General features: G+C 36.1%; 20 protein-coding genes and 1 riboswitch. Of the genes, 5 read left to right on the top strand and 15 right to left on the bottom strand.

The annotated features are described in order from the left end of the window. Window positions 1–38 precede the first annotated feature (38 nt). From ACFQ4X_RS07930 to galT, 6 genes are all read right to left on the bottom strand, one after another. The gene (locus ACFQ4X_RS07930) at window positions 39–1,601 is read right to left on the bottom strand and encodes a phosphodiester glycosidase family protein (protein ID WP_379834252.1); all 1,563 of its coding nucleotides are present in this window, start codon (window positions 1,599–1,601) and stop codon (window positions 39–41) included. A gap of 166 nt (window positions 1,602–1,767) precedes the next feature. Further along, window positions 1,768–2,343 carry a hypothetical protein gene (locus ACFQ4X_RS07925; protein WP_379834250.1) on the bottom strand — a complete coding sequence of 192 codons (576 nt, stop codon included), beginning with the start codon at window positions 2,341–2,343 and terminating at the stop codon, window positions 1,768–1,770. A 12-nt stretch (window positions 2,344–2,355) separates the two neighbouring features. Next, on the bottom strand, window positions 2,356–2,790 hold the full coding sequence (locus ACFQ4X_RS07920; protein WP_379834249.1) for a GtrA family protein: 435 nt from the start codon (window positions 2,788–2,790) through the stop codon (window positions 2,356–2,358). Continuing rightward, window positions 2,744–3,781, bottom strand: coding sequence for a glycosyltransferase family 2 protein (locus tag ACFQ4X_RS07915; RefSeq protein ID WP_379834247.1), 1,038 nt, complete (start codon window positions 3,779–3,781; stop codon window positions 2,744–2,746). Before ACFQ4X_RS07915 ends, ACFQ4X_RS07920 begins: the two co-directional genes overlap by 47 nt. Window positions 3,782–3,800: 19 nt before the next feature. Then, window positions 3,801–5,480 carry a DUF6044 family protein gene (locus ACFQ4X_RS07910; RefSeq protein WP_379834246.1) on the bottom strand — a complete coding sequence of 560 codons (1,680 nt, stop codon included), beginning with the start codon at window positions 5,478–5,480 and terminating at the stop codon, window positions 3,801–3,803. 127 nt (window positions 5,481–5,607) lie between these two features. Further along, the gene (gene galT / locus ACFQ4X_RS07905; RefSeq protein WP_379834244.1) at window positions 5,608–6,594 is read right to left on the bottom strand and encodes a galactose-1-phosphate uridylyltransferase; all 987 of its coding nucleotides are present in this window, start codon (window positions 6,592–6,594) and stop codon (window positions 5,608–5,610) included. A gap of 279 nt (window positions 6,595–6,873) precedes the next feature. On the opposite strand from galT, the gene ACFQ4X_RS07900 reads away from it, so the two are divergent. Next, window positions 6,874–7,146, top strand: coding sequence for a hypothetical protein (locus ACFQ4X_RS07900; protein ID WP_379834243.1), 273 nt, complete (start codon window positions 6,874–6,876; stop codon window positions 7,144–7,146). A gap of 223 nt (window positions 7,147–7,369) precedes the next feature. Here ACFQ4X_RS07900 and aac(6') read toward each other — a convergent pair whose 3' ends face one another. Continuing rightward, the gene (gene aac(6'), locus ACFQ4X_RS07895; RefSeq protein WP_379834241.1) at window positions 7,370–7,813 is read right to left on the bottom strand and encodes an aminoglycoside 6'-N-acetyltransferase; all 444 of its coding nucleotides are present in this window, start codon (window positions 7,811–7,813) and stop codon (window positions 7,370–7,372) included. Between the two features lie 156 nt (window positions 7,814–7,969). Between aac(6') and ACFQ4X_RS07890 the strand changes: the two genes are divergently transcribed. Next, entirely contained in the window at window positions 7,970–8,608 is a 639-nt protein-coding gene (locus ACFQ4X_RS07890) for a YczE/YyaS/YitT family protein (protein ID WP_379834239.1), read from the top strand. 85 nt (window positions 8,609–8,693) lie between these two features. Then, entirely contained in the window at window positions 8,694–9,797 is a 1,104-nt protein-coding gene (locus ACFQ4X_RS07885) for an AbrB family transcriptional regulator (protein ID WP_379834238.1), read from the top strand. A gap of 62 nt (window positions 9,798–9,859) precedes the next feature. Here ACFQ4X_RS07885 and ACFQ4X_RS07880 read toward each other — a convergent pair whose 3' ends face one another. After that, window positions 9,860–10,324, bottom strand: coding sequence for an aminoacyl-tRNA deacylase (locus tag ACFQ4X_RS07880; RefSeq protein ID WP_379834236.1), 465 nt, complete (start codon window positions 10,322–10,324; stop codon window positions 9,860–9,862). A gap of 237 nt (window positions 10,325–10,561) precedes the next feature. Next, window positions 10,562–11,431 (bottom strand): chemotaxis protein, encoded by an 870-nt coding sequence (locus ACFQ4X_RS07875; protein ID WP_379834234.1) that lies wholly within the window; start codon window positions 11,429–11,431, stop codon window positions 10,562–10,564. A 105-nt stretch (window positions 11,432–11,536) separates the two neighbouring features. On the opposite strand from ACFQ4X_RS07875, the gene ACFQ4X_RS07870 reads away from it, so the two are divergent. Next, window positions 11,537–12,157 carry a DUF2238 domain-containing protein gene (locus ACFQ4X_RS07870; RefSeq protein WP_379834233.1) on the top strand — a complete coding sequence of 207 codons (621 nt, stop codon included), beginning with the start codon at window positions 11,537–11,539 and terminating at the stop codon, window positions 12,155–12,157. Between the two features lie 111 nt (window positions 12,158–12,268). Continuing rightward, window positions 12,269–12,565 carry a hypothetical protein gene (locus tag ACFQ4X_RS07865; protein ID WP_379834231.1) on the top strand — a complete coding sequence of 99 codons (297 nt, stop codon included), beginning with the start codon at window positions 12,269–12,271 and terminating at the stop codon, window positions 12,563–12,565. 32 nt (window positions 12,566–12,597) lie between these two features. Here ACFQ4X_RS07865 and ACFQ4X_RS07860 read toward each other — a convergent pair whose 3' ends face one another. From ACFQ4X_RS07860 to ACFQ4X_RS07835, 6 genes are all read right to left on the bottom strand, one after another. Next, a complete protein-coding gene (locus ACFQ4X_RS07860) occupies window positions 12,598–13,389 on the bottom strand; it encodes an energy-coupling factor transporter transmembrane component T family protein (protein ID WP_379834230.1) in 792 nt (263 codons plus the stop codon). Next, complete coding sequence (locus ACFQ4X_RS07855; protein ID WP_379834228.1) at window positions 13,373–14,842, bottom strand: ABC transporter ATP-binding protein; 1,470 nt, start codon at window positions 14,840–14,842, stop codon at window positions 13,373–13,375. Before ACFQ4X_RS07855 ends, ACFQ4X_RS07860 begins: the two co-directional genes overlap by 17 nt. A 15-nt stretch (window positions 14,843–14,857) precedes the next feature. Continuing rightward, window positions 14,858–15,439, bottom strand: coding sequence for an ECF transporter S component (locus tag ACFQ4X_RS07850; protein ID WP_379834226.1), 582 nt, complete (start codon window positions 15,437–15,439; stop codon window positions 14,858–14,860). After that, window positions 15,432–16,142, bottom strand: a complete 711-nt coding sequence (gene tenA / locus ACFQ4X_RS07845) for a thiaminase II (RefSeq protein WP_379834225.1) — start codon at window positions 16,140–16,142, stop codon at window positions 15,432–15,434. The genes ACFQ4X_RS07850 and tenA overlap by 8 nt, the downstream gene beginning before the upstream one ends. 91 nt (window positions 16,143–16,233) lie before the next feature. After that, window positions 16,234–16,340: riboswitch (TPP riboswitch) on the bottom strand. Window positions 16,341–16,679: 339 nt separating this feature from the next. Continuing rightward, window positions 16,680–17,609, bottom strand: a complete 930-nt coding sequence (locus ACFQ4X_RS07840; protein ID WP_379834223.1) for a manganese-dependent inorganic pyrophosphatase — start codon at window positions 17,607–17,609, stop codon at window positions 16,680–16,682. A 105-nt stretch (window positions 17,610–17,714) separates the two neighbouring features. Next, on the bottom strand, window positions 17,715–19,193 hold the full coding sequence (locus tag ACFQ4X_RS07835; RefSeq protein WP_379834221.1) for a glutamate synthase subunit beta: 1,479 nt from the start codon (window positions 19,191–19,193) through the stop codon (window positions 17,715–17,717). Between the last annotated feature and the right edge of the window lies 1 nt (window position 19,194).

Genomic DNA, 19,194 nt, shown 5'->3' with positions numbered 1-19,194 from the left:
GAGCAACAATGTATACGAAAACAGCCTTCATTAAACATTTATCGTGGTAATAACAATATACCGTCACCGATAGGACGTTCACCCGTTGGATCAGACGGAGAGCTTACCATTTTTTGATTCACTGTCATTGTTGTAGAACCGCCCCCGTCAAGATTTACTGCATCAACTGCACCTAAAGATTTAAGAAGCTGGGCACTTTCTTTAAAGTTTGCTCCTACGCTATAACCTGGTTTTCTGCCATCAATCGTTACCAAAAGAATTGTGCCATCACCTTTTATTCCAGCAACTGTTCGAGGATGACGTCTTTGACCGAACTGATAAAAGAATTCTGGATTGTCAGGCTGGTGAAATCCTTCTGCAGTTGAAGGAATATCAATTTGGCCGTTTTGTAATAGCCGTGGTCCGCCATTTATAATTCCTGTTCCTTCATCAATTGAAAATTTGGAATCTTTTGCAATTGTCTTTTTCTTAACTTTGACTTTTTCATCAGTTTTCAAATGCTCTTTTATCCAGTCAGCGGCTTCTCCTGTACCAGCTACAACTGTACTGCCAAAAGGGATTGTTCCTCCTCTGGTCTCTCTTATATCAGTGACCATTCCTTTGTTATTAATTACAGCTTCAGCACCGTCTCCTGAAGGAGTTTTTATTCCAAAACGTGAGGAATACTCAATCAGTTCACTTGGATCTGTACAAGTGAAATCATGTTTTGGCTGATTTGTTTCATTATCTCCGATCCCACCGCATCCTCTAATCAATCCGGGTGTTCGGTTTAGTCCGTCAATTTCTTTTTTGTCGCCATCAGATGATGCTAAATGAATCTTTGTATTAACAGTGGATATGGATGCGTTGTTTTCCTCATTAATAATAAGGCTTGAACGTTCATTCACAGCTTCACTAGCAAGCTGGCCTTCCACCATTGATACGCCTGCAAGATCACCTTCTGTTCCATCTTTAGACCCCATTACAAAATATCCGCCATTAATACCGCCAATTGCATTTATTCTCTTAGACATACTAGTCAGTGTTTCTTTTTCAGGGATTCTATTATTTGCAATTACGGGAGAGATTTGTCCTTTAAACGTATTAGGATCAATTTCGAGCACATTAACTGTCCAAGGGCCCGTGGTAGGTTCTCCGTCTTCATCAGTAAAAATAACCTTAGAGTCGTTATAGCCTTTAGATACGAGTTCTTCCTTTATGACTTTAGCTTCTGACTCTTCTTGGTAAGGACCGATTCTTACTAAATATCCGAGTGGCATTTGTTCTGGATCATCTTGGGCTCTTTCGTTAATGGTTTTTATGAACGAAGAATAGCCTAAAGATGCTAGTTCTTCTCTCAATTTGTTGGCTTCTTCTTTTTCAGTGAGAAAATCTATGTTTACCATGTAGTCCGCTTCCTGACTTGCTTTTCCGTAAACAATACGAGAATATTTTATACCTTTTTGTAATTTTTGAGTGTTTTGATATTCAATCTCTTCAAATGGTGATTGTGTATCAGCTTCTACAGTTTTTATTATTGAGGCGTTTTCTGCAAAAGATGTGAAAGTAAGCATCATTAGTGCTGCGAGAGTTATATTTGAAGCGTTTTTTAACTTCTTCATTGAATCCTCCTTAGTAAAGTGTCTTCTTCACCTTACTAGATCGTTATTAAGATTAAGTAAATGGAACGTTTTTTGTTTGTTAAAAAACAATGACATAGCAAGCATTTAAATTTAAACACAAAAAAACCACTGTTTCCCAACAGTGGTTTGGATACTGATTTGGTTTTTAAGTCATTTTAAACCTTCTTTTTGTTCTTACAGAAGCAATTATGGCGATTAGCAAGCCTCCTGCGGTATCGGCAAGAAGATCAATCATCGTATCAAAATTTCCTCCGCCCTGTAAGGTCATCGAAAAGAACTGATCCATACTGAACTCATAGATTTCCCATACTACTCCGCCAAAAACTGAAAAGGACAGTACAAAAAGAAATACAAGCCAATATGAAATATTACTTCTTGCATGCTGGTGTGTCATACGCTCATAAAGTGCTATTCCGACAAATGCCAATAGTGCTCCGCTTAAAAGATGTAAAAATGTATCCCACCAGCCAAGATGATAAAAGCCTAAGATGGATCCTAAATATTGTGAGGCGAAAAGAAAAGCAAAATAAGAAAGCATGATTGGCATATTAAATTTTATCTTTGTAAAAAGAATTAAACTTAATGGCACAAGTCCACAGAAGATACCGCCAAACGCTACCTGATAGCTATGGGTTTCACCTTTTGTGAAATAGTAAAAACAAAGGTAAGCCATAAAAACGGTATATGCAATACTTAAAATTAAAAGGAATTTTCGTTTCATAGTATGGTCACCTCAACGGGTAAAAACAAAATATTTTTGCCCCAAATAATTAGCGAAAGTATATAAACAAGAACCCAATAAAACAGATGCTTCTTTATTAGTAAGAATTTGAAGATCTGCATACTGAAATGCAGTGTTTATAATTTGATCACTCAGGCTATATGCCCCAAAATAAGAAATCAGAATGACTGCCAAAAACCTGAGACTGCTGCCGCCTACCGATGTTTTACTTTGAAATGTGAATTTCCGATTCAACATATAACTTATAGCAGCACCTGCCGCATTGCCTATAAAAGTTGCTGGCCAATAACCAATATGAAATACGTTCATTAATATAAAAATAACGGAAAGCCCAATACACGTATTTATGACTCCAACAATGATGAACTTAAAAAAAGAATTAGTTGGTTTCAGGAAGTTTTCGAAGGTTGATATTATATGATTCATCTTTAGCTCTCTGTGTATTTTTTAGTTGAAGCGGCTTTGAAAGGTGATTTGAGTCAGTTTCAACTATATATTTGGGTCGCCTCTTTGATTCTTTGTAGATTTTTCCGATATATTCGCCAATTATTCCGATGCCAATAAGCTGAAGCCCTCCGATCAGCCAAATGGATGTAATAAGGGATGTCCACCCGGTTTCGGTATTTCCGATGAACTTTAAGCCTAAGAAATAAACACCAAACAACAAGCTTACAAAAAAAGAAATCATTCCTGTCAGGAGGACAAAACGAATAGGAGTTACAGAAAATGAAGTAATGCCGTCAAAGGCAAAATAAAGCATCTTTTTAAGCGGGTACTTTGTTTCTCCAGCCAGTCTTTCCTTACGATCATAATAAACGGAAGAAGACTTATATCCGATAAGTGGTACAATACCTCTTAAGAACATATTCACTTCCTCGAACTTTTCCAATTCAATTAAAGCTCTTTTACTCATCAATCGAAAATCCGCATGATTATAAACGAGATTTACACCCATTTTGTTCATGAACTTATAAAAGAATTCAGCTGTATTACGTTTAAAAAATGTATCGCAGTCTCGCTTTTTTCTAACGCCATAGACAATATCACAGCCTTTATTAAATTGCTCAATAAATTGAGGAATTACCGTAATATCATCTTGGAGATCAGCATCAATCGATAAAACACAGTCTGAAGTTTCTTTTGCTGAAAAAAGTCCAGCAAGTAAGGCGTTTTGATGACCTACATTTCCTGCTAGCTTTAAACCCCTGACATTTTCATTTCTTAAACTTTCTTTATGAATAATGGCCCATGTTTGATCCTTGCTGCCATCATCTACAAATAATAGCTTGCTTTCATCAGAAATAAGTTCCTCAGATATCATTCTTTTAAGCAGAACATGAAGGATATCTATCGTAATAGGTAATACTTCTTCTTCGTTGTAGCAAGGAACAACAATTGTTAAAGCGGGCTGTTTCATGAAAGTACCTCCTGGCTGTTTACATTGCTTTATATAAATAGATTTTCCATGCGGCCGTATCGGATTCAAAGACGTTTTCTAACTCCAGTTTTATTTCAGCGGCATTTTCTATAGGAAGCGCCGAAAAAATATATTCTCCGCCAAGCTGTTTAAAAGGTTCCATATTTAGCTGTACGTTCTTTAACGTTTCACTGGAGTCCTTTTTGAACATATAATGCTTACCTAACTGGTCTGTAAATATGTAACAGCGTCCTCCCCACTCATCATAGTAGGTGCGCAGCCGTTTATTTTTTGCTAATTCTTTATCCATTATTTCCCGAAAGGCGTATTTGTATGTTAATGGATAGAAATTGTTATAGGTATCCAGGGTGTAAAATCCGTTGTATTGTGCGATGGATGGATGTATTCCTATACTTGCGATCCTGTAGCTATTCAAAGGACGGTCAATATATTTTTCTATGTCCTGAAAGAGTTCTTCAGCAAAAAATTCTTTTACTGTAGGCTTTTTTCTGTAGATAATCTCGTCGTTAAACAAACATAGCAATACAATCTGCCCTAAAATAAAATATGGAATCGTATTTTTAAGTGTTTTATTATAAACCCAAATGATTTTCAAACCGAAAGCAAAGCCCATATAAATCACTAAGGGACGTAAAAAGTGAAACCTCGCAAAATTAAAAGTATCCATAAAATGAAATCTTTCGGTTAATGGAAGCCAGCCTTTATAAAACCAAAATGCATACCATGCTGATAGAACAAAATTTAGTGCTAATAGGAATACAAAAACTTTTTCCTCCTGCCAAAGCCTTTTCCAAATGACTACAATCAAAGCGAGTATGGTAACCAGCAAAATAAACAAACCATGAACAGTCATGACATGAGTATGACCAAGTACAAAGTTCTTAAATGTAAGCCTGGTCACCCACCAAAATGGCAATCTTGCATGAAAATACTCGTCTCTTGTATTCGGTTCATCGTCATAAATAAACGAGTACACTAATCGATATTCAACTAACATAAATACGGAAGTCATAAACAAGATTGAAAAAAAGAACGGCCAATTCCAGCTCTTTTTACGTAGTACATCTGTAAGCCAAAAAATACCCATTGCAAATAAAAAGAAGAAAAAGCCCAAAACAAAACTCGAATAAAGGGGCAAAAGAGCAAGAACCAAATAGTTCTTCCACCCTTTTTCACCATTACGAATATTTAAGAATGCCCATAATGCTAATGGCATACCAAGTGTGCTGAGCATCCCGGATGGCCAGAATGGAGTGAGAGCAAAAGCCAGGGCAGTACCAATCGTGATCACTGCATACTTTTTCTCGTGTAAGAAATGTTTTTTTAATAATAAATACATGCCTACAAAAGCAAAAAACCTTGTTATGCTTTGACTTATCGCATAAGCAATCATTGTCGGGAAAATTGCGTGAAGCCAGACAATACCGCTAAATTCTGTTCCAAGTGCATTCCGGGGAAGGCCGTTAATAATCTGAGGAATTGTTGAATTTACCCCGCCAAACATCTGTCCGCTTTCCTTTAATACTTTATACCAGGCGAGATTTGAATCAAGGTTATCATGAACACGAATATGTGCATTTTCTCCTAAAATAAATAAAGGTGATAAATAGAGAAGAATAATTGATAGTGCAATGTACAGCAATTTCTGTTCATTTGAAGCAATCTTTTTAAATGACATAAGAACACCCCATCACTAAAATAGAGTCGTATTCAGGTTTAACATAAAAAAAATATTGTATACCCTATATTGGCCAATAAAAAAAGACACTTAAATAAGTGCCCGGAATTGAATGATTGCTGTACATTTATTTATTTTTTATTCCGCCATTATCCCAAAATACCTGAATGGCTTTCCTTAGTAAAACAGCATTGTCTTCTGCTCTTGTCGGAATAGCTACTGCCCAGCCCGCAGTCTCAGAAGCTGCATTTAGTTTTAATTTTTCCTTTGTTTGCATGGGTGAATAAAACTCTATGTGAAAACGATAATAGCTTTCAACATTTTCTGAATTGCTAGGTCTTCCATGGATACCCATCATAAATGGAAACGTACGGTTAAATAAGCGGTCCATGCCGCCAATCACTTCTTGAAGAATATCGCCCAAAGCGTTCTTTTCCTCTTCAGAAAAATCCGTCAATGCCGTTTTATTTTCTTTACTTACAATAAAAAGACCAAAAGGAGTGTCAGTAAAAAAAGGAATAAATGCAATAAAATAATCATTCTCTAAAACTACTCTTTGACCAAACCTTTTCTCCTCTTTAATCATGTCATCAAACATATTTCGTCCAGTTTTTTGTAAGTACTTTTTACAATTATCTAATTCAACCTTCACTTTTTGAGGAATAAAAGGATAGGCATAAACTTGACCGTGAGGATGAGTAATCGTTACACCTACTTCTTCTCCTCTGTTCTCAAAAATCATTACATATTGGTGCTTTTCATCCTTATCTAATTCGTCAAAAGTTTTTGTCCAAAGATCGATTACCCGCTTCATTTGTGATCTTGTAAGATCGGGGAGCGTAGCATGATGATCAGAAGAATAAAGAATAACCTCGCATCTGCCTGCAGCTTCTCTCGTTTGATACAAGCCTCCTCCTACATCTTCAGGTTCTGGAGGTTCAGCTCTAAGTACAGGAAAATCATTGTGAAATACATGAACATCATAATCTTCAGGTACTTTACCTGACCCTGGGCAAAAAGGGCAATGATCTTTTGGTAAATAAGGTCTGAATTGTCTTTTTGCGGATACCATTACCCAGCTGTCCAAAAGCGGATTGTAACGAAGTTCAGCCATTCAACTCACCCCCAGAAGTAATACTTATGATGTAATACACGAATGGTATCCATTATCAAATTAATGGGTTTTTAAATATTAGTCTTTAATTGATTTTATTAAAGATGGTTAAAGAACATGAATAATTTAAATAATTGAAGAGTTTAGCCTCTATCCAGATTCAATAGGTACTTGTACACTTCTTTTCCGAATATTACGGAAGTAGAATGGTAGTGAAAAATTCTTTAGGTATAAAAAAACATGAGAGCTATGGTCTCATGTCTTTTTGGAGGAACTAATATGAAGGTGAAAAGTAAAGTTAATCCAAAGATAATCATTCTGATATTTGTTGCGGCTGCGATAGTAGTCGGTAACCAAATATTAAAAGCAAGCGGGATTATTTCTTTATTTATCTTTCTAACCGGAATCATGCTTATCTTTCTGGGAACCTGGAAACTGCTTTATTCACATAAAACGAATAAGTTTTGGCTGAACGGTTTACTTTTTATTCTTGCGGGGCTGTTTATTGTGTTCCTTTCCATGTGGCTGCCCTCTCTATTATTCGTTCTTTAATTAAGGCTCTTCTTTAAAAAATTATTGATTTTTGGTTCTTATTTTTTATTCTCTTCATTGGTAAGTTAATTGGAGTGCAAGGTGCGAGACTCCTGCGGGATTAGCGGGACAGGTGAGACTCCTAAGGGTGCAAAGCGCCGAGGAGGCTCACCGCACGCCCCGCGGAAAGCGAGCATCCTGGAACGGAAATTAACCACTTTCAAGAGCAACAAAGAAAACATCCTTAATTAATATCCTTAATAAATGCAATCAGCCGGTTAGCTTCCTTAAATCCAACTTGTGTATGAAACAAATAGCTTGTTTCGTTATTAAGTTCAATATCTGAACCGATTTGAGTACACCCTTTGCTCTTAAGCCATGTTTCCCCTTTAACTAATAGTTTTTTTGATATTCCCCTTCTTCTTAAATTAGGCGATACGTAAATACCTTCAACAAAACCTGTTGGACTTGAAACTGCTCCTTCTACATAATCACTTCTGATTGAGACATGAATAAATGCTGAAGGTTTTTCATTTATTATGTACAGGAACACCTTATCTTTCGATGAATAAATAAGATCTGAAAACTCCTTTTTTAACTCGTCAAAATTATTATTAGGCCAAAGATCTACACCCATTTCTGTTACGCGGTCTAGATATTCTTCACTTGCTTCAACTATAGATTCCATGTGTACCCCTCTTATGTATTATTTATCTCTTACTATTCGACAACTTCGGTTGAATCCTCCTTCATAATTTATAAATCTTTTAAGTTTCTTTTTATATTTCTTTCCTTTATAGTCTAATTAATTTATAGACTTAATTATGGAAAAGAGGGATAGCAGATGAGATATGGAATTAAGATTTTCTTTTTTGTAATTGGGTTATGCATCTTCAGCTATGGAATTGCATTAGCCATTCAAGTGAAATATTTAGGGGTAAGCCCATGGGATGTTTTAAATATCGCTTTATTTGATAAATTCGGATTAACGATTGGCACATGGAACATTATTGTGGGACTTGTTCTGATCTCAATAACATTAAAGGTTAATAGAAAATACATAAACGTGGGTACTTTTTTAAATGCTGTTTTAGTTGGTGTATTGGTAGATACTTTTTTATATTTTGAACTGCTCCCTAGCTCATCCAGACTTCCCTTTGATGTACTTATATTATTTATGGGCATTGTTTTGATGGGGATAGGCGGTGGTATGTATTCTGCTGCTGGAATAGGAGCGGGACCCAGGGATGGTTTCATGCTGTCAATATCGGAGAAAACGGGCATTTCTATCAGCAGAGTTAGAATTATGATGGAATGTCTTGTACTATTAATTGGATTATTAATCGGTGGACCTGTCTTCATTTTCACATTCATCTATACCTTTATTCAGAGCCCTATCTTTCAGCGTTCCTTTCATTTTTGTTCGAGATGGATTGAAAATTTGCTAGAAACCATAGAGGATAAAAAGAAAGCAGCCAGTTGAGTTTATCCCTTACAGTTCATGGAGTTACTGTGCTACACTATAGTAAGCAAGCATAAAAACAATAGTAACAAAAGAAGGTTTTGTGATGAAGAGTATACCAGATTATAAAACTAATCAACTTCTCCAAATATCTATAGCTCTATTGTCGGCTTTAATCGGTGGATTCTTTTTTTCCTTTTTTAAATTGCCTATCCCTTGGCTTTTGGGACCGATGACAGCAGTATTAATAGTTTCTAATCTAGGAAAAATCAAGCTGCACTGGCCAATATATATCCGAAATACAGGGTTAATTATTGTCGGTTATTCAATCGGACTTACTTTTACACGGGATACGCTCTTTACGATGATATTAAAGCTTCCATCGATGGCATTTATGACGTTCCTCCTTATATTGATATGTACTGGAATGGCTTTTTTTATTTCACGTATTACCGACATTAATTTCCCTACAGCTCTAACTAGCAGTATTCCAGGAGGTTTATCGCAAATCATAACATTTGCGGAAGAAACAAAAGGAATTGATATTACCACTGTTACTTTCTTTCAAGTGATCAGAGTTATTATGATTATCTTTTTTGTTCCCTTTCTTATTTTCAGCCCCTTGTTTTCTAAAGAAGGATTGGAAACTGTTCCACAAGTTATCAGCACTAATGTGCAGCAGGAGTTTTTTCCGCAAATCATTTCATTTGCGATATTTTCTGTATTAATTGCTCTTATAGGAAAAAAGATAAATCTGCCCACAGCCTTTTTATTAGGACCAATTCTAGGAATCGCTTTTTTGAATGTATCAGGTGTTCAAGGACCGCCTCTTCCATCTGCAGTTTTGGATATCTCTCAATTTATGATTGGGGGTTATATAGGTTTATTACTAAAACCTGATAAATTAAAACATAAAGCAAAAATTATTCCTGCTGCCCTATTCAGCAGTTTAATTTTAGTGGGTATGTCATTAGGAATGAGCTTTTTGCTTGTATGGCAGTATCAATTTTCAGCTATTACAAGTTTCTTAAGCCTTGCCCCTGGCGGCGCGGATCAAATGGGAATTATTGGACATGAATTAGAAGCTGATGTATCAATGATTACAGGTTATCAATTATTTAGAATTCTGTTCATATTCTTTGCAGTACCTCCCCTATTAAAATTAATCTTAGGGTTCAGTTTGAAGAAAAAGGAATACGATGGTGAGTAATATTTCACCTTATTAAACATTAATAGACCCCAATGTCTTAAGAACATTGGGGTCTTCATAAATTACTTTCTAACTCTTACTACTCTTCCCTCGTTAACTTTTAGCATCTCTTCCACACTTATTTTTATAAGGGAATGTGGAGACCCTCCTCCCGTATATATATGAGACTGTTCTGTTACTTTAGGATCTACTAAAAAGATAGCTTTATATCCAAAAGAAGGCACCCCTCCAACAGGAAAACCAGTTTGCTCAAAAATCTCTATTTCATTAGCTAACCTTGGTTTAGAGATATTTAATTCTTTACCAACACGGGTTGTGCTGGCACGATCTTCACCTTTTACAATTGCGACAATTAAACTTTTATTTTCGTCGATTAGACAAATGTTTTTTACAAACTTATCTGAAGAAGTATCCATTGCTTGTGCGGCTTCTTCTACTGAATGACAAGACTCTAATAAAATATAATGCTCTGCTGATAGATTGTTTTCTTCTATGTATTTTTTCATTATATTTTCATACTTTTCCATTTTTAATTTCCTTTCTATTATTCGCTCAGTCAGCTCAGTTATTATAATGCGGATAATAAACTGCTTGAATCCAGCTTCCTGCTAATATTAAAGACTGACTGTATTCGTGGTCACCATAGGTTCATCCAGCTCATATTTCTCTCCAAGAGCCTGTAAGGCGTTTCTTGCTGCCTGCAATAATTTTGAAATCACATTGATTGCTTTATTTAATAAAGGACTTGAATGGTTGTTATTGTATTAGCTGCTTTTTAAATTAATTTGTTTCCATGTATTAGCGAGGTCATCACCTATTTGATTGATTAAATCATTAGTTGTGAAATAGTGAATATGAGATAACGGTGACCAGCTGCTGATCAGATTCCCGCTATTTATTTCAACATCACTTGCAACAGCATTATCATATGCATCATTTAGCGGTTTAAGCGGGTACCCAAAGACATCATCTTTGTCGTACATATTTATCCATTTCCCGCTCAGGCTGGGATAATATTTTTTCAGATAAGGTGAGGGTACATTTATTGGCACATCAAAGTCAGCATATCTTAAACTCCATAAAGCCAGCGGGCTTCCTAAAGAATAGAATCCTGTCAGTGTGTCTCCTTGTTCCAAAGGTGTATCAGCCATACTTTCTTGCACCATCTCAGGAACTCTATCAGGTATGTATTGCAAATCATAAAAATAATTGCTTGTAATTACCGTTCCTAAACTGTGAGCTATAACAAATAAAGGTGCGTCTTGACCTGCTTTTTCGCTCAGCTTTTTTAGTCCCTTCGCGTAGACTTCATGAACCTTTATGTAATTCGGATTGTGATTTGCAGACGGCTGATAAGCGATTGCATCGCCGAAAAAGTGAATTACAAAATGTCTCAGCTTTGCAAAATCTAATTCTGCAGCTTTTGAGAGCTTTTCCCACATCTCATTTTCTCGTCCATTGAACACACTGCCCCAATAGATAGGCTGAATAACTAACTCTGCTTCGGGGGCAGGTAAATAAGGTTTTAGATTTTGTGAAAATCTTTTTGTCAGCTCTTCTGAAAATATATCTGAAAAATCTTCTTTTTGTTCCCCGATACCATGCAGGACAGCTAGAGCTATCTTTTTTGTCATGATGCTTCACATCCCTTTGTTAGATTTAATCTTAATATGCAGCTAAACGTATACTTCCTTAAAAGAAAATCAATACTAATAGTAGATTGCGAGGGATTATTTAATATGAAAAGAAATTACTTTCATATATTTCTACTTACGACGGTTATCGCTTTTTTTATTTGGTCATTCATTAAGCCTGCACATTATCCTATATGGATACTAGAAGTTGGCCCTTCTGTAATTACCATTTTGGCTGTGCTTTATTTTTATAACAAAGTAAGGCTGACTAGTCTTTCTTATAGCATCATTGCATTATTAACGATAATGACTTTTATTGGCGGCCATTTTACGTATGATGATGTTCCTCTTTTTGATTGGATTCAAAAAAATTATGAGCTTGAAAGAAACCACTATGATCGATTTGGCCATTTTCTTAAAGGGCTAACCTTTATTGTTATTCGCGAAATATTAATCTTGAAAACTGCTTTGCCCATAGGAAAGTGGGTTGAATTTATAGCGATTAATATGACTCTTTCATTGGCTGGGTTTTACGAAATTGTTGAATGGATCGCTAGCAGAATTTCAAATAGAAAAACGAAAGACTTTGTTGGTGCTCAAGGAGATATGTGGGACGCTCAATGGGACATGTCCCTTACTTTAGCAGGTTCAATCATTACCTTGCTCCTATTAACGAGATTGCATAATCGATTTATAAAATCCTTGAATGATAAAAGCTGGTCATGAATTTATTATTGTTTTTTATATTAGTTAAATAAAAGGCAAATCCTTTTAAATACTTCTTCCCTCTTTCTATAATTTTTAGGCTTTTGTTTAATACTAGAATGAGGTGGAATTATGAAACGTTTTCTGATTGTAATTAGTACTTTCTTAGCAGGTTTTCTCCTGTATTTTGCATGGGCAGGTTATGTAGAGGAAGAATTAAAGATTACTGAATACAGGGGTCACATCATTTATAAAATTGAATCTGAACAAGTTATAGATATGGGGACTGCAATGACTATAAAGCCAAATTACAAAATTGTTCTTTCTACCGGGGAAGCATTAACAGTTCCATATCCCATATATCAAAAATTAAATAAAGGTGAATATACCATTTTGTTAAAACAAAATGATCGTATTATCATTCCATAGTAAAAAGCACACTCGGTTGGCTTGAGTGTGCTTTAATGTCTTACATCTGTAACAGGAAACAGCGGGAATTCCAATGAAAATAAATAAGCTAAACTTATCGTTAAAACAAAGTAACCGATAAAAAACAGGTCATATATTGAAAAACCTATATGATAATAAAATGTTCTTTCGTTTGACGAATTAAACCTCTTTGCTTCCATCGCAACTGCAATACGAAAAGCTCTTCGTATACTCTGTGAAAGCAGAGGAATCGGCAGTGATTTAATTTTCTTCAGCACACTCCTTATTCCTTTTTGACTTAGAACTCCTCTTACTTTCTGTGCATCCCGAATGGTCTGTAATTCTTCAAACATAATAGGAATCAGCCGAATTGCCGCCATAAAACTATACGCATATTTGGGCTGCAGTTTAAACTGCTGCATCAGTGAATAAAAAAGCTGGACTGGCTTTGTCGTCAAAACGAATGTTATACCCATCATCGCGAATACTAGTGCTCTAAAACCTAAGTGCAAACCCCTATATAAACTTTCCTCTGTAACGTGTACAATCTCCCATTTAAATAGTGTTGTTTCCCCTTTTCCAAATAAAATCATTGAAACTGCCGTTGAGAAAAATACAAGTAAAAAAGGAAGGAGAAAAAGTAAAGTATGTTTATAGGGTTGACCTGTACAAAAGAAGAACAATATAGAGACGGTCAATGTAAAAGTAATCATAAAATTCAAATGATGGATCGTTACAGCAAATACAAATAAAAAAGTGAGTGTTAATAGTTTAAGAGCAGGGTTAATCTTATGCAGCCATCTTTCTTTAATTGCTGTTTTCATATACTTTATCCTCTGATCCTCTTTTTATTTCATCCTTCTTCCAGTCGTTGATTACTTTTCCATTCTTTACTTCCCATACTCTTGTGGCAAAATGATGTATGATATTTAAATCATGTGTAACCATGATGATGATTGTTCCTTTTTGGCTCTCTTCTTGCAACAATTCAAGCAGTTTAAATGTATTTTTAGAATCCTGTCCAAAAGTAGGCTCATCCAATAATAACAATCCAGGATTTTGTATAAAAGCAGTGGACACACTTAAACGCCGCTTTTGACCAAGAGAAAGATGATAAGGATGTTGTTTCTGTTTATCATTCAATCCGAATATTGTTAAGAGATCATTTGCCTTTTTAATAACATCTACATTATTCTCTTCGTTTCTTTGCATTAATTCATAGGTAATCTCTTCTATAACACTATTCGTTAAAAATTGATATTCAGGATTTTGAAAAACATAATATGCTTTGTTCTGCAAGTCAGCAAACTTCTTTATTGGTCGTCCATCGATTCTGTAATCACCGGAAGTTTTAAGTAATTGCATCATCGATAATAACAGCGTGCTTTTCCCAGCACCATTAGCTCCTGTAACAGCAATCCATTCACCTGAGTAAACGGCAGCTTTTTCTAAAGTAATCACAATTTCTTTTTTTCTGTATCCTTGAAAGTTTTCTAAACGCAGCATATTATCACTTTGTTTCGTAAAAGTGTTTTGGACTTTCTCTTTTATGTATTCCTCCCATGCACCGGGATACCAAATTCCAAATCTTTTAAGCTCTTCTTTGAAATTGGAAAAAACATATGTTGAATTTCCATCCGCCATGATTTTTCCGTCATGTGTAAACACAATAACTCGATCGAAAAAATCTATGATCTGATCAATTTTATGTTCAACAATGATTATCGTCTTATCTTTTGAAATAGCTTTAACAGTATCCCATACTTGTGCAGTACCCTCTTCATCAATTAATGCAGTTGGTTCATCTAAAAATATCACCTCAGGATCTAAAGCTAAAACTGATGCTAGTGCTAAACGCTGTTTCATCCCCCCAGAAAGCGTTCGAATCTCCGTATGAATGTCATCAAGGTGGAGACCGACAGTATTTAGAAGCTCTTTAATTCTGCCGGGCATTTCTTTTCTGGGTATTCGAAGATTTTCTAAAACAAACGCAATTTCTTCATCAACAAATGGCATACAGAACTGTGAATCAGGATCCTGAAATACAAATCCCCATGAATCGGGGATTTGTATGCTCTCACTTTTGATGGGTATATCAATTGATTGAGGTATTAGGCCAGATAAGACCTGTAGAAATGTAGATTTTCCGCATCCCGATGGACCAAGTAATAATACTTTTTCTCCTTTTTGAAATGAAACAGATAAATCTTTAAATAATAATCCTTCCTCTTCTGGAAACTTTAATCTCAACTTGTTAACGGATGTAATACATTCCATAAACAAACACCTCTTTTATTGATTCAATGATTCGAAATCTTTTTGTGATGAAGATCTGACGAGATTGGTAACACCAGTAGCTTCAAGTGCCTTCACGATGGCAATAGCAAAGACTCCTGTAAAAAGGATCGTTCCGATAAATCTAAATGCAATATAGAGAAAAAGATTCCAAGTTGATAAATCTCCAATATATCCTTTATAAAAGTCCAAAATTAAAGATCCTAGGCAAGAACTTATCCCTGTCATTGAAACAGCTAATAAATCATAACGTTTATACCTAAATGCCATGAGTAATAGTTCAGCAAATAAACCTTGGACTATACCATATAACAATACCTCTAGCCCGAATTCTGATCCCATTAAAAATTCTCCTGAAGAAGCAGCAACTTCTGCAAGGAGAGCTACTCCTGGTTTGCGAATGATCAAAAATGCTGCTGTTGCAGCCATAAACCACATCCCATAGATTAATTGATCAATGTGAAGTCCTAATGGTTTAACTGCATAATAGAGAGGTCCCCATATTTTATAAAGAATTCCAAATCCGGTCGAAATCACAATCGTGACTAATATATCAGTCAACTTTAATCTCTTAGACATTTTCAGTTCTCCTCTCACTGGTTATAATGCGCGTATTGGGAATCGGCCATTTTTCTAATGTAAAAGCCATCTCCCAAAACAGATATTCATACTGGCAGCTGAGTAAAAAGTGCTGTGTCATTTTTTTTCTTTCAGCGTGACTCGCATTCTCTGCTAAGTTATCTAATCGGCTTATTTGTTCTTGAACAAGCTGACCAAACCACTCTCCTCCATATGCAGCGATCCATTCTTGGTATATAGGTTCTTTTGGCTCAGCCCCTTCAAATCTTTCTCCTATTTCATGATAAATCCAATAGCATGGAAGAATGGCCGCAATTATTTCACCTAAACTCCCAGTGTCAGCAACTCGATACAAGTGTGAAGTGTAATTATAAGCGGTTGGTGCAGGTTCAAATTCGGCTAGTTCTTCTTCTGTGATATGAAGTTGTTTAATAAACTTTTCATGCAGTGCTAACTCTGCTTCATTCGTCCCTTGAGCATGTGCAGCCATTCTAGAGGTTGTGTATAAATCATCAGCTCTTGCAGCTCCTAATGCTTGAATTCTTGCAAAATGTGATAAGTAATAAGAATCTTGCAGCACATAATATTTAAATTTTTCTAAAGGCAGATTCCCCTCGGCAATTCCTCTTACGAATGGGTGATTGAGATTGGCTTCCCAGATTTGGTCAGCTTGTTTACGCAGTTCTTCAGTAAATGCAGGCATATAAGTCCTCCTCAAGATAGTTTTTAACCAACAAAAAAACCACTCTCAGCAATAGAAAGTGGTTGTAGAGAAAACATAATAAGTAATAAAGTTTCCGTAACAGCCACTTCCCTACGCTGGTATAATCCAGATCAGGTTCTAAGAGTCTCGAAGTCAAACTTCGATCTCAGCCTTTAAAAGGCACCCCTAGTGGTTTCGTAAAATTATTAAGTTGGTATTATGTTTTAAATCATAACAGGCTAGTTTTAATTGTCAACTAACAAACAAAATAATGTTCTTTTCTAAAGGCTCTTTTCTAAAAGATTGTTGTTTTTGGTTCATTTTTTCATTCTCTTCATTGGCAAGTTGGTTGGAGAGGAAGGTGCGAGACTCCTGCGGGAGCAGCGGGACAGGTGAGACTTCTAAGGGTGCGAAGCGCCGAGGAGGCTCACCGCACGCCCCGCGGAAAGCGAGCATCCTGGAGCGGAAATCAACCACTTTCAAATACAATAAAACAGCATAAAAAAAGATGGATCTCTCCATCTTTTAGAATCGATATTATTTGCTCATTGCTTCTGTTAGTACAGGTACAATTTGTTTTTTACGTGATACTACACCTTTTAATACAGCTGTATTGTTTTCAAGCTTCACGTTATATGCGTCTTCAACAGATTGAGCTCTTTTTCCAAGTGCAAGTGTTGTTGAATCATTTGTTAGAATGTCTGTTACTACGAACATGAATAAGTCTAATTCTTTTTCACCAATTACTTTCGAAATTGCGGTTTCAAGTTCGTCTTGATGTTTTAATACATCACTAGCATCTACTGTATTCACTTGAGCTACTTCTATTTTACTTGCGCCAATGTTAAATTCTTTTGCATCGAGTGAGATTAGCTCTTCTACGGACTTATCGCTTAAGTCTGCTCCAGCTTTTAGCATTTCAAGGCCATAAGCTTCTGCATCTACGCCAGCGATTTCAGCCAGCTCTCGAGCTGCTTCAACATCTTCTTCTGTACAAGTTGGTGACTTGAATAAAAGAGAATCAGAAATGATCGCAGAAAGCATTAATCCAGCAATGTTCTTTTCTACTTTTATTCCTTTTTCTTTATAAATCTTATTTAAGATCGTAGCTGTACAACCAACAGGCTCAGCACGGTAATATAATGGATCACTTGTTTCAAAGTTTGCGATGCGGTGATGATCGATAACTTCTAAAACACGTACTTTATCAATGTCATTAGCACTTTGCTGACGTTCGTTATGGTCTACTAAAATGACAGCGTTTGTTTCGTCAGAAACAGTTTCCACTAAGCGAGGAAGATCTGCTTTAAAATAATCAAGTGCATACGTTGTTTCACCATTAATTTCGCCTAAACGAACCGGCTCAACATTTAGTCCAAGTTTTGTTTTTAGATCTGCATACACAATTGCAGATGTTATTGTGTCAGTATCGGGATTTTTATGACCAAAAATAAGTACTTTTTCCATGCTTTTACTCCTTATTTATAAATAGAATTTTCATAGCCAGCCCTTATTTTATCATAGAATAAACGCTTTTGGCTTTTAGAGTTTATTGTAGCATGGAAAAAACACTTAAGGCAAAATTGTACTGCCCATTAGATGTTTATCAACTTCTTTAGCACAGTCACGTCCTTCTTGGATTGCCCAAACGATTAAACTTTGCCCGCGTCTGGAATCGCCAGCGGCAAAAACACGATCTACGTTTGTCTTATAATCCCCATGTTTCGCATCTACTTTATTATTCTTTGTTTCTACACCGAATTGCTTCAAAACTGGCTGTTCTGTTCCTTCAAAACCGATTGCAATAAAAACAAGATCTGCAGGCCATACTTTTTCAGTACCTGGAATTTCTTCAAATGAAAGATTACCATTTTCATCTGAGGTTCTCTTCATTTGAATCGTATGAAGTTCTTTTAAATTTCCGTTTTCATCAGCAACCAATTTCTTTGTTTGAACCGAATATTCTCTTGGATCTGATCCGAATTGTGCAGTTGCTTCTTCATATGCATAATCCATCGTGAAGATATAAGGCTGTTCAGGCCACATGTTTGCTTTGCTTCTTACATCCGGTAATTTAGGATGCTTTCCGAATTGAACAACACTTTTACATTTTTGGCGCAAAGCAGTTGCGACACAGTCTGCACCAGTATCACCGCCGCCGATTACAATAACATTTTTGCCTTTTGCGTCTATTAACGGTTCGCTGATTTTATCATTTAATAACCGCTTAGTGGATTGAGTTAAATATTTCATTGCAAAGTGTACGCCTTTTGCTTCTCTTCCCTCAAGATTCAATTCTCTTTGTTTTTGGGCACCTGTGCAAAGGATTACTGAATCAAAGTCAGCTTTGAGATCTTCAGGCATAACATCTTTTCCGATTTCAGTATTAAGAACAAAATCAATTCCTTCTTGTCTTAAAAGCGTGATTCTTCGCTTTACAATATCTTTATCCAGCTTCATGTTTGGAATACCGTATGTGAGAAGTCCTCCAGCACGGTTATCTCTTTCGAAAACAGTTACAGAGTGTCCTGCCTGATTCAATTGATCCGCAGCTGCAAGACCAGCTGGTCCAGAACCGACAATAGCAATTCTTTTTCCTGTACGCTTTTTCGGAATTCTAGGTTTAATCCATCCATTTTCAAAGCCTTTATCGATAATTGCACGTTCAATATTCTTGATGGTAACAGCTGGCCCGGCCAATTCGACCGTACAAGATCCTTCACAAGGAGCAGGACAAACTCGACCAGTAAATTCAGGGAAGTTATTTGTTTTTAATAGACGGTCAAGCGCTTCTTTCCATTTTCCGCGGTATACAAGATCATTCCATTCAGGAATCAGATTATTGATGGGACAGCCTGATGCTGCCCCATTGATCTCTATACCGATATGGCAAAATGGTGTACCGCAATCCATACATCTCGCACTTTGTCTTTTAAGCATATCTTCCGGCTGTTTTTCCGTATATTCTTTCCAATCCTTCAGACGGTGGAGAGGTTTTCTCTCTATTGTATCTTCTCGCGGGAACTCCAAAAATCCAGTTGGTTTACCCATG

Origin of the sequence: Fictibacillus halophilus (genome assembly GCF_042680145.1) — a bacterium.
GTDB lineage: Bacteria > Bacillota > Bacilli > Bacillales > Fictibacillaceae > Fictibacillus > Fictibacillus halophilus_A.
The sequence above is the reverse complement of the archived record's forward strand: the minus strand, read 5'-3'. Positions and strand labels throughout refer to the sequence as shown.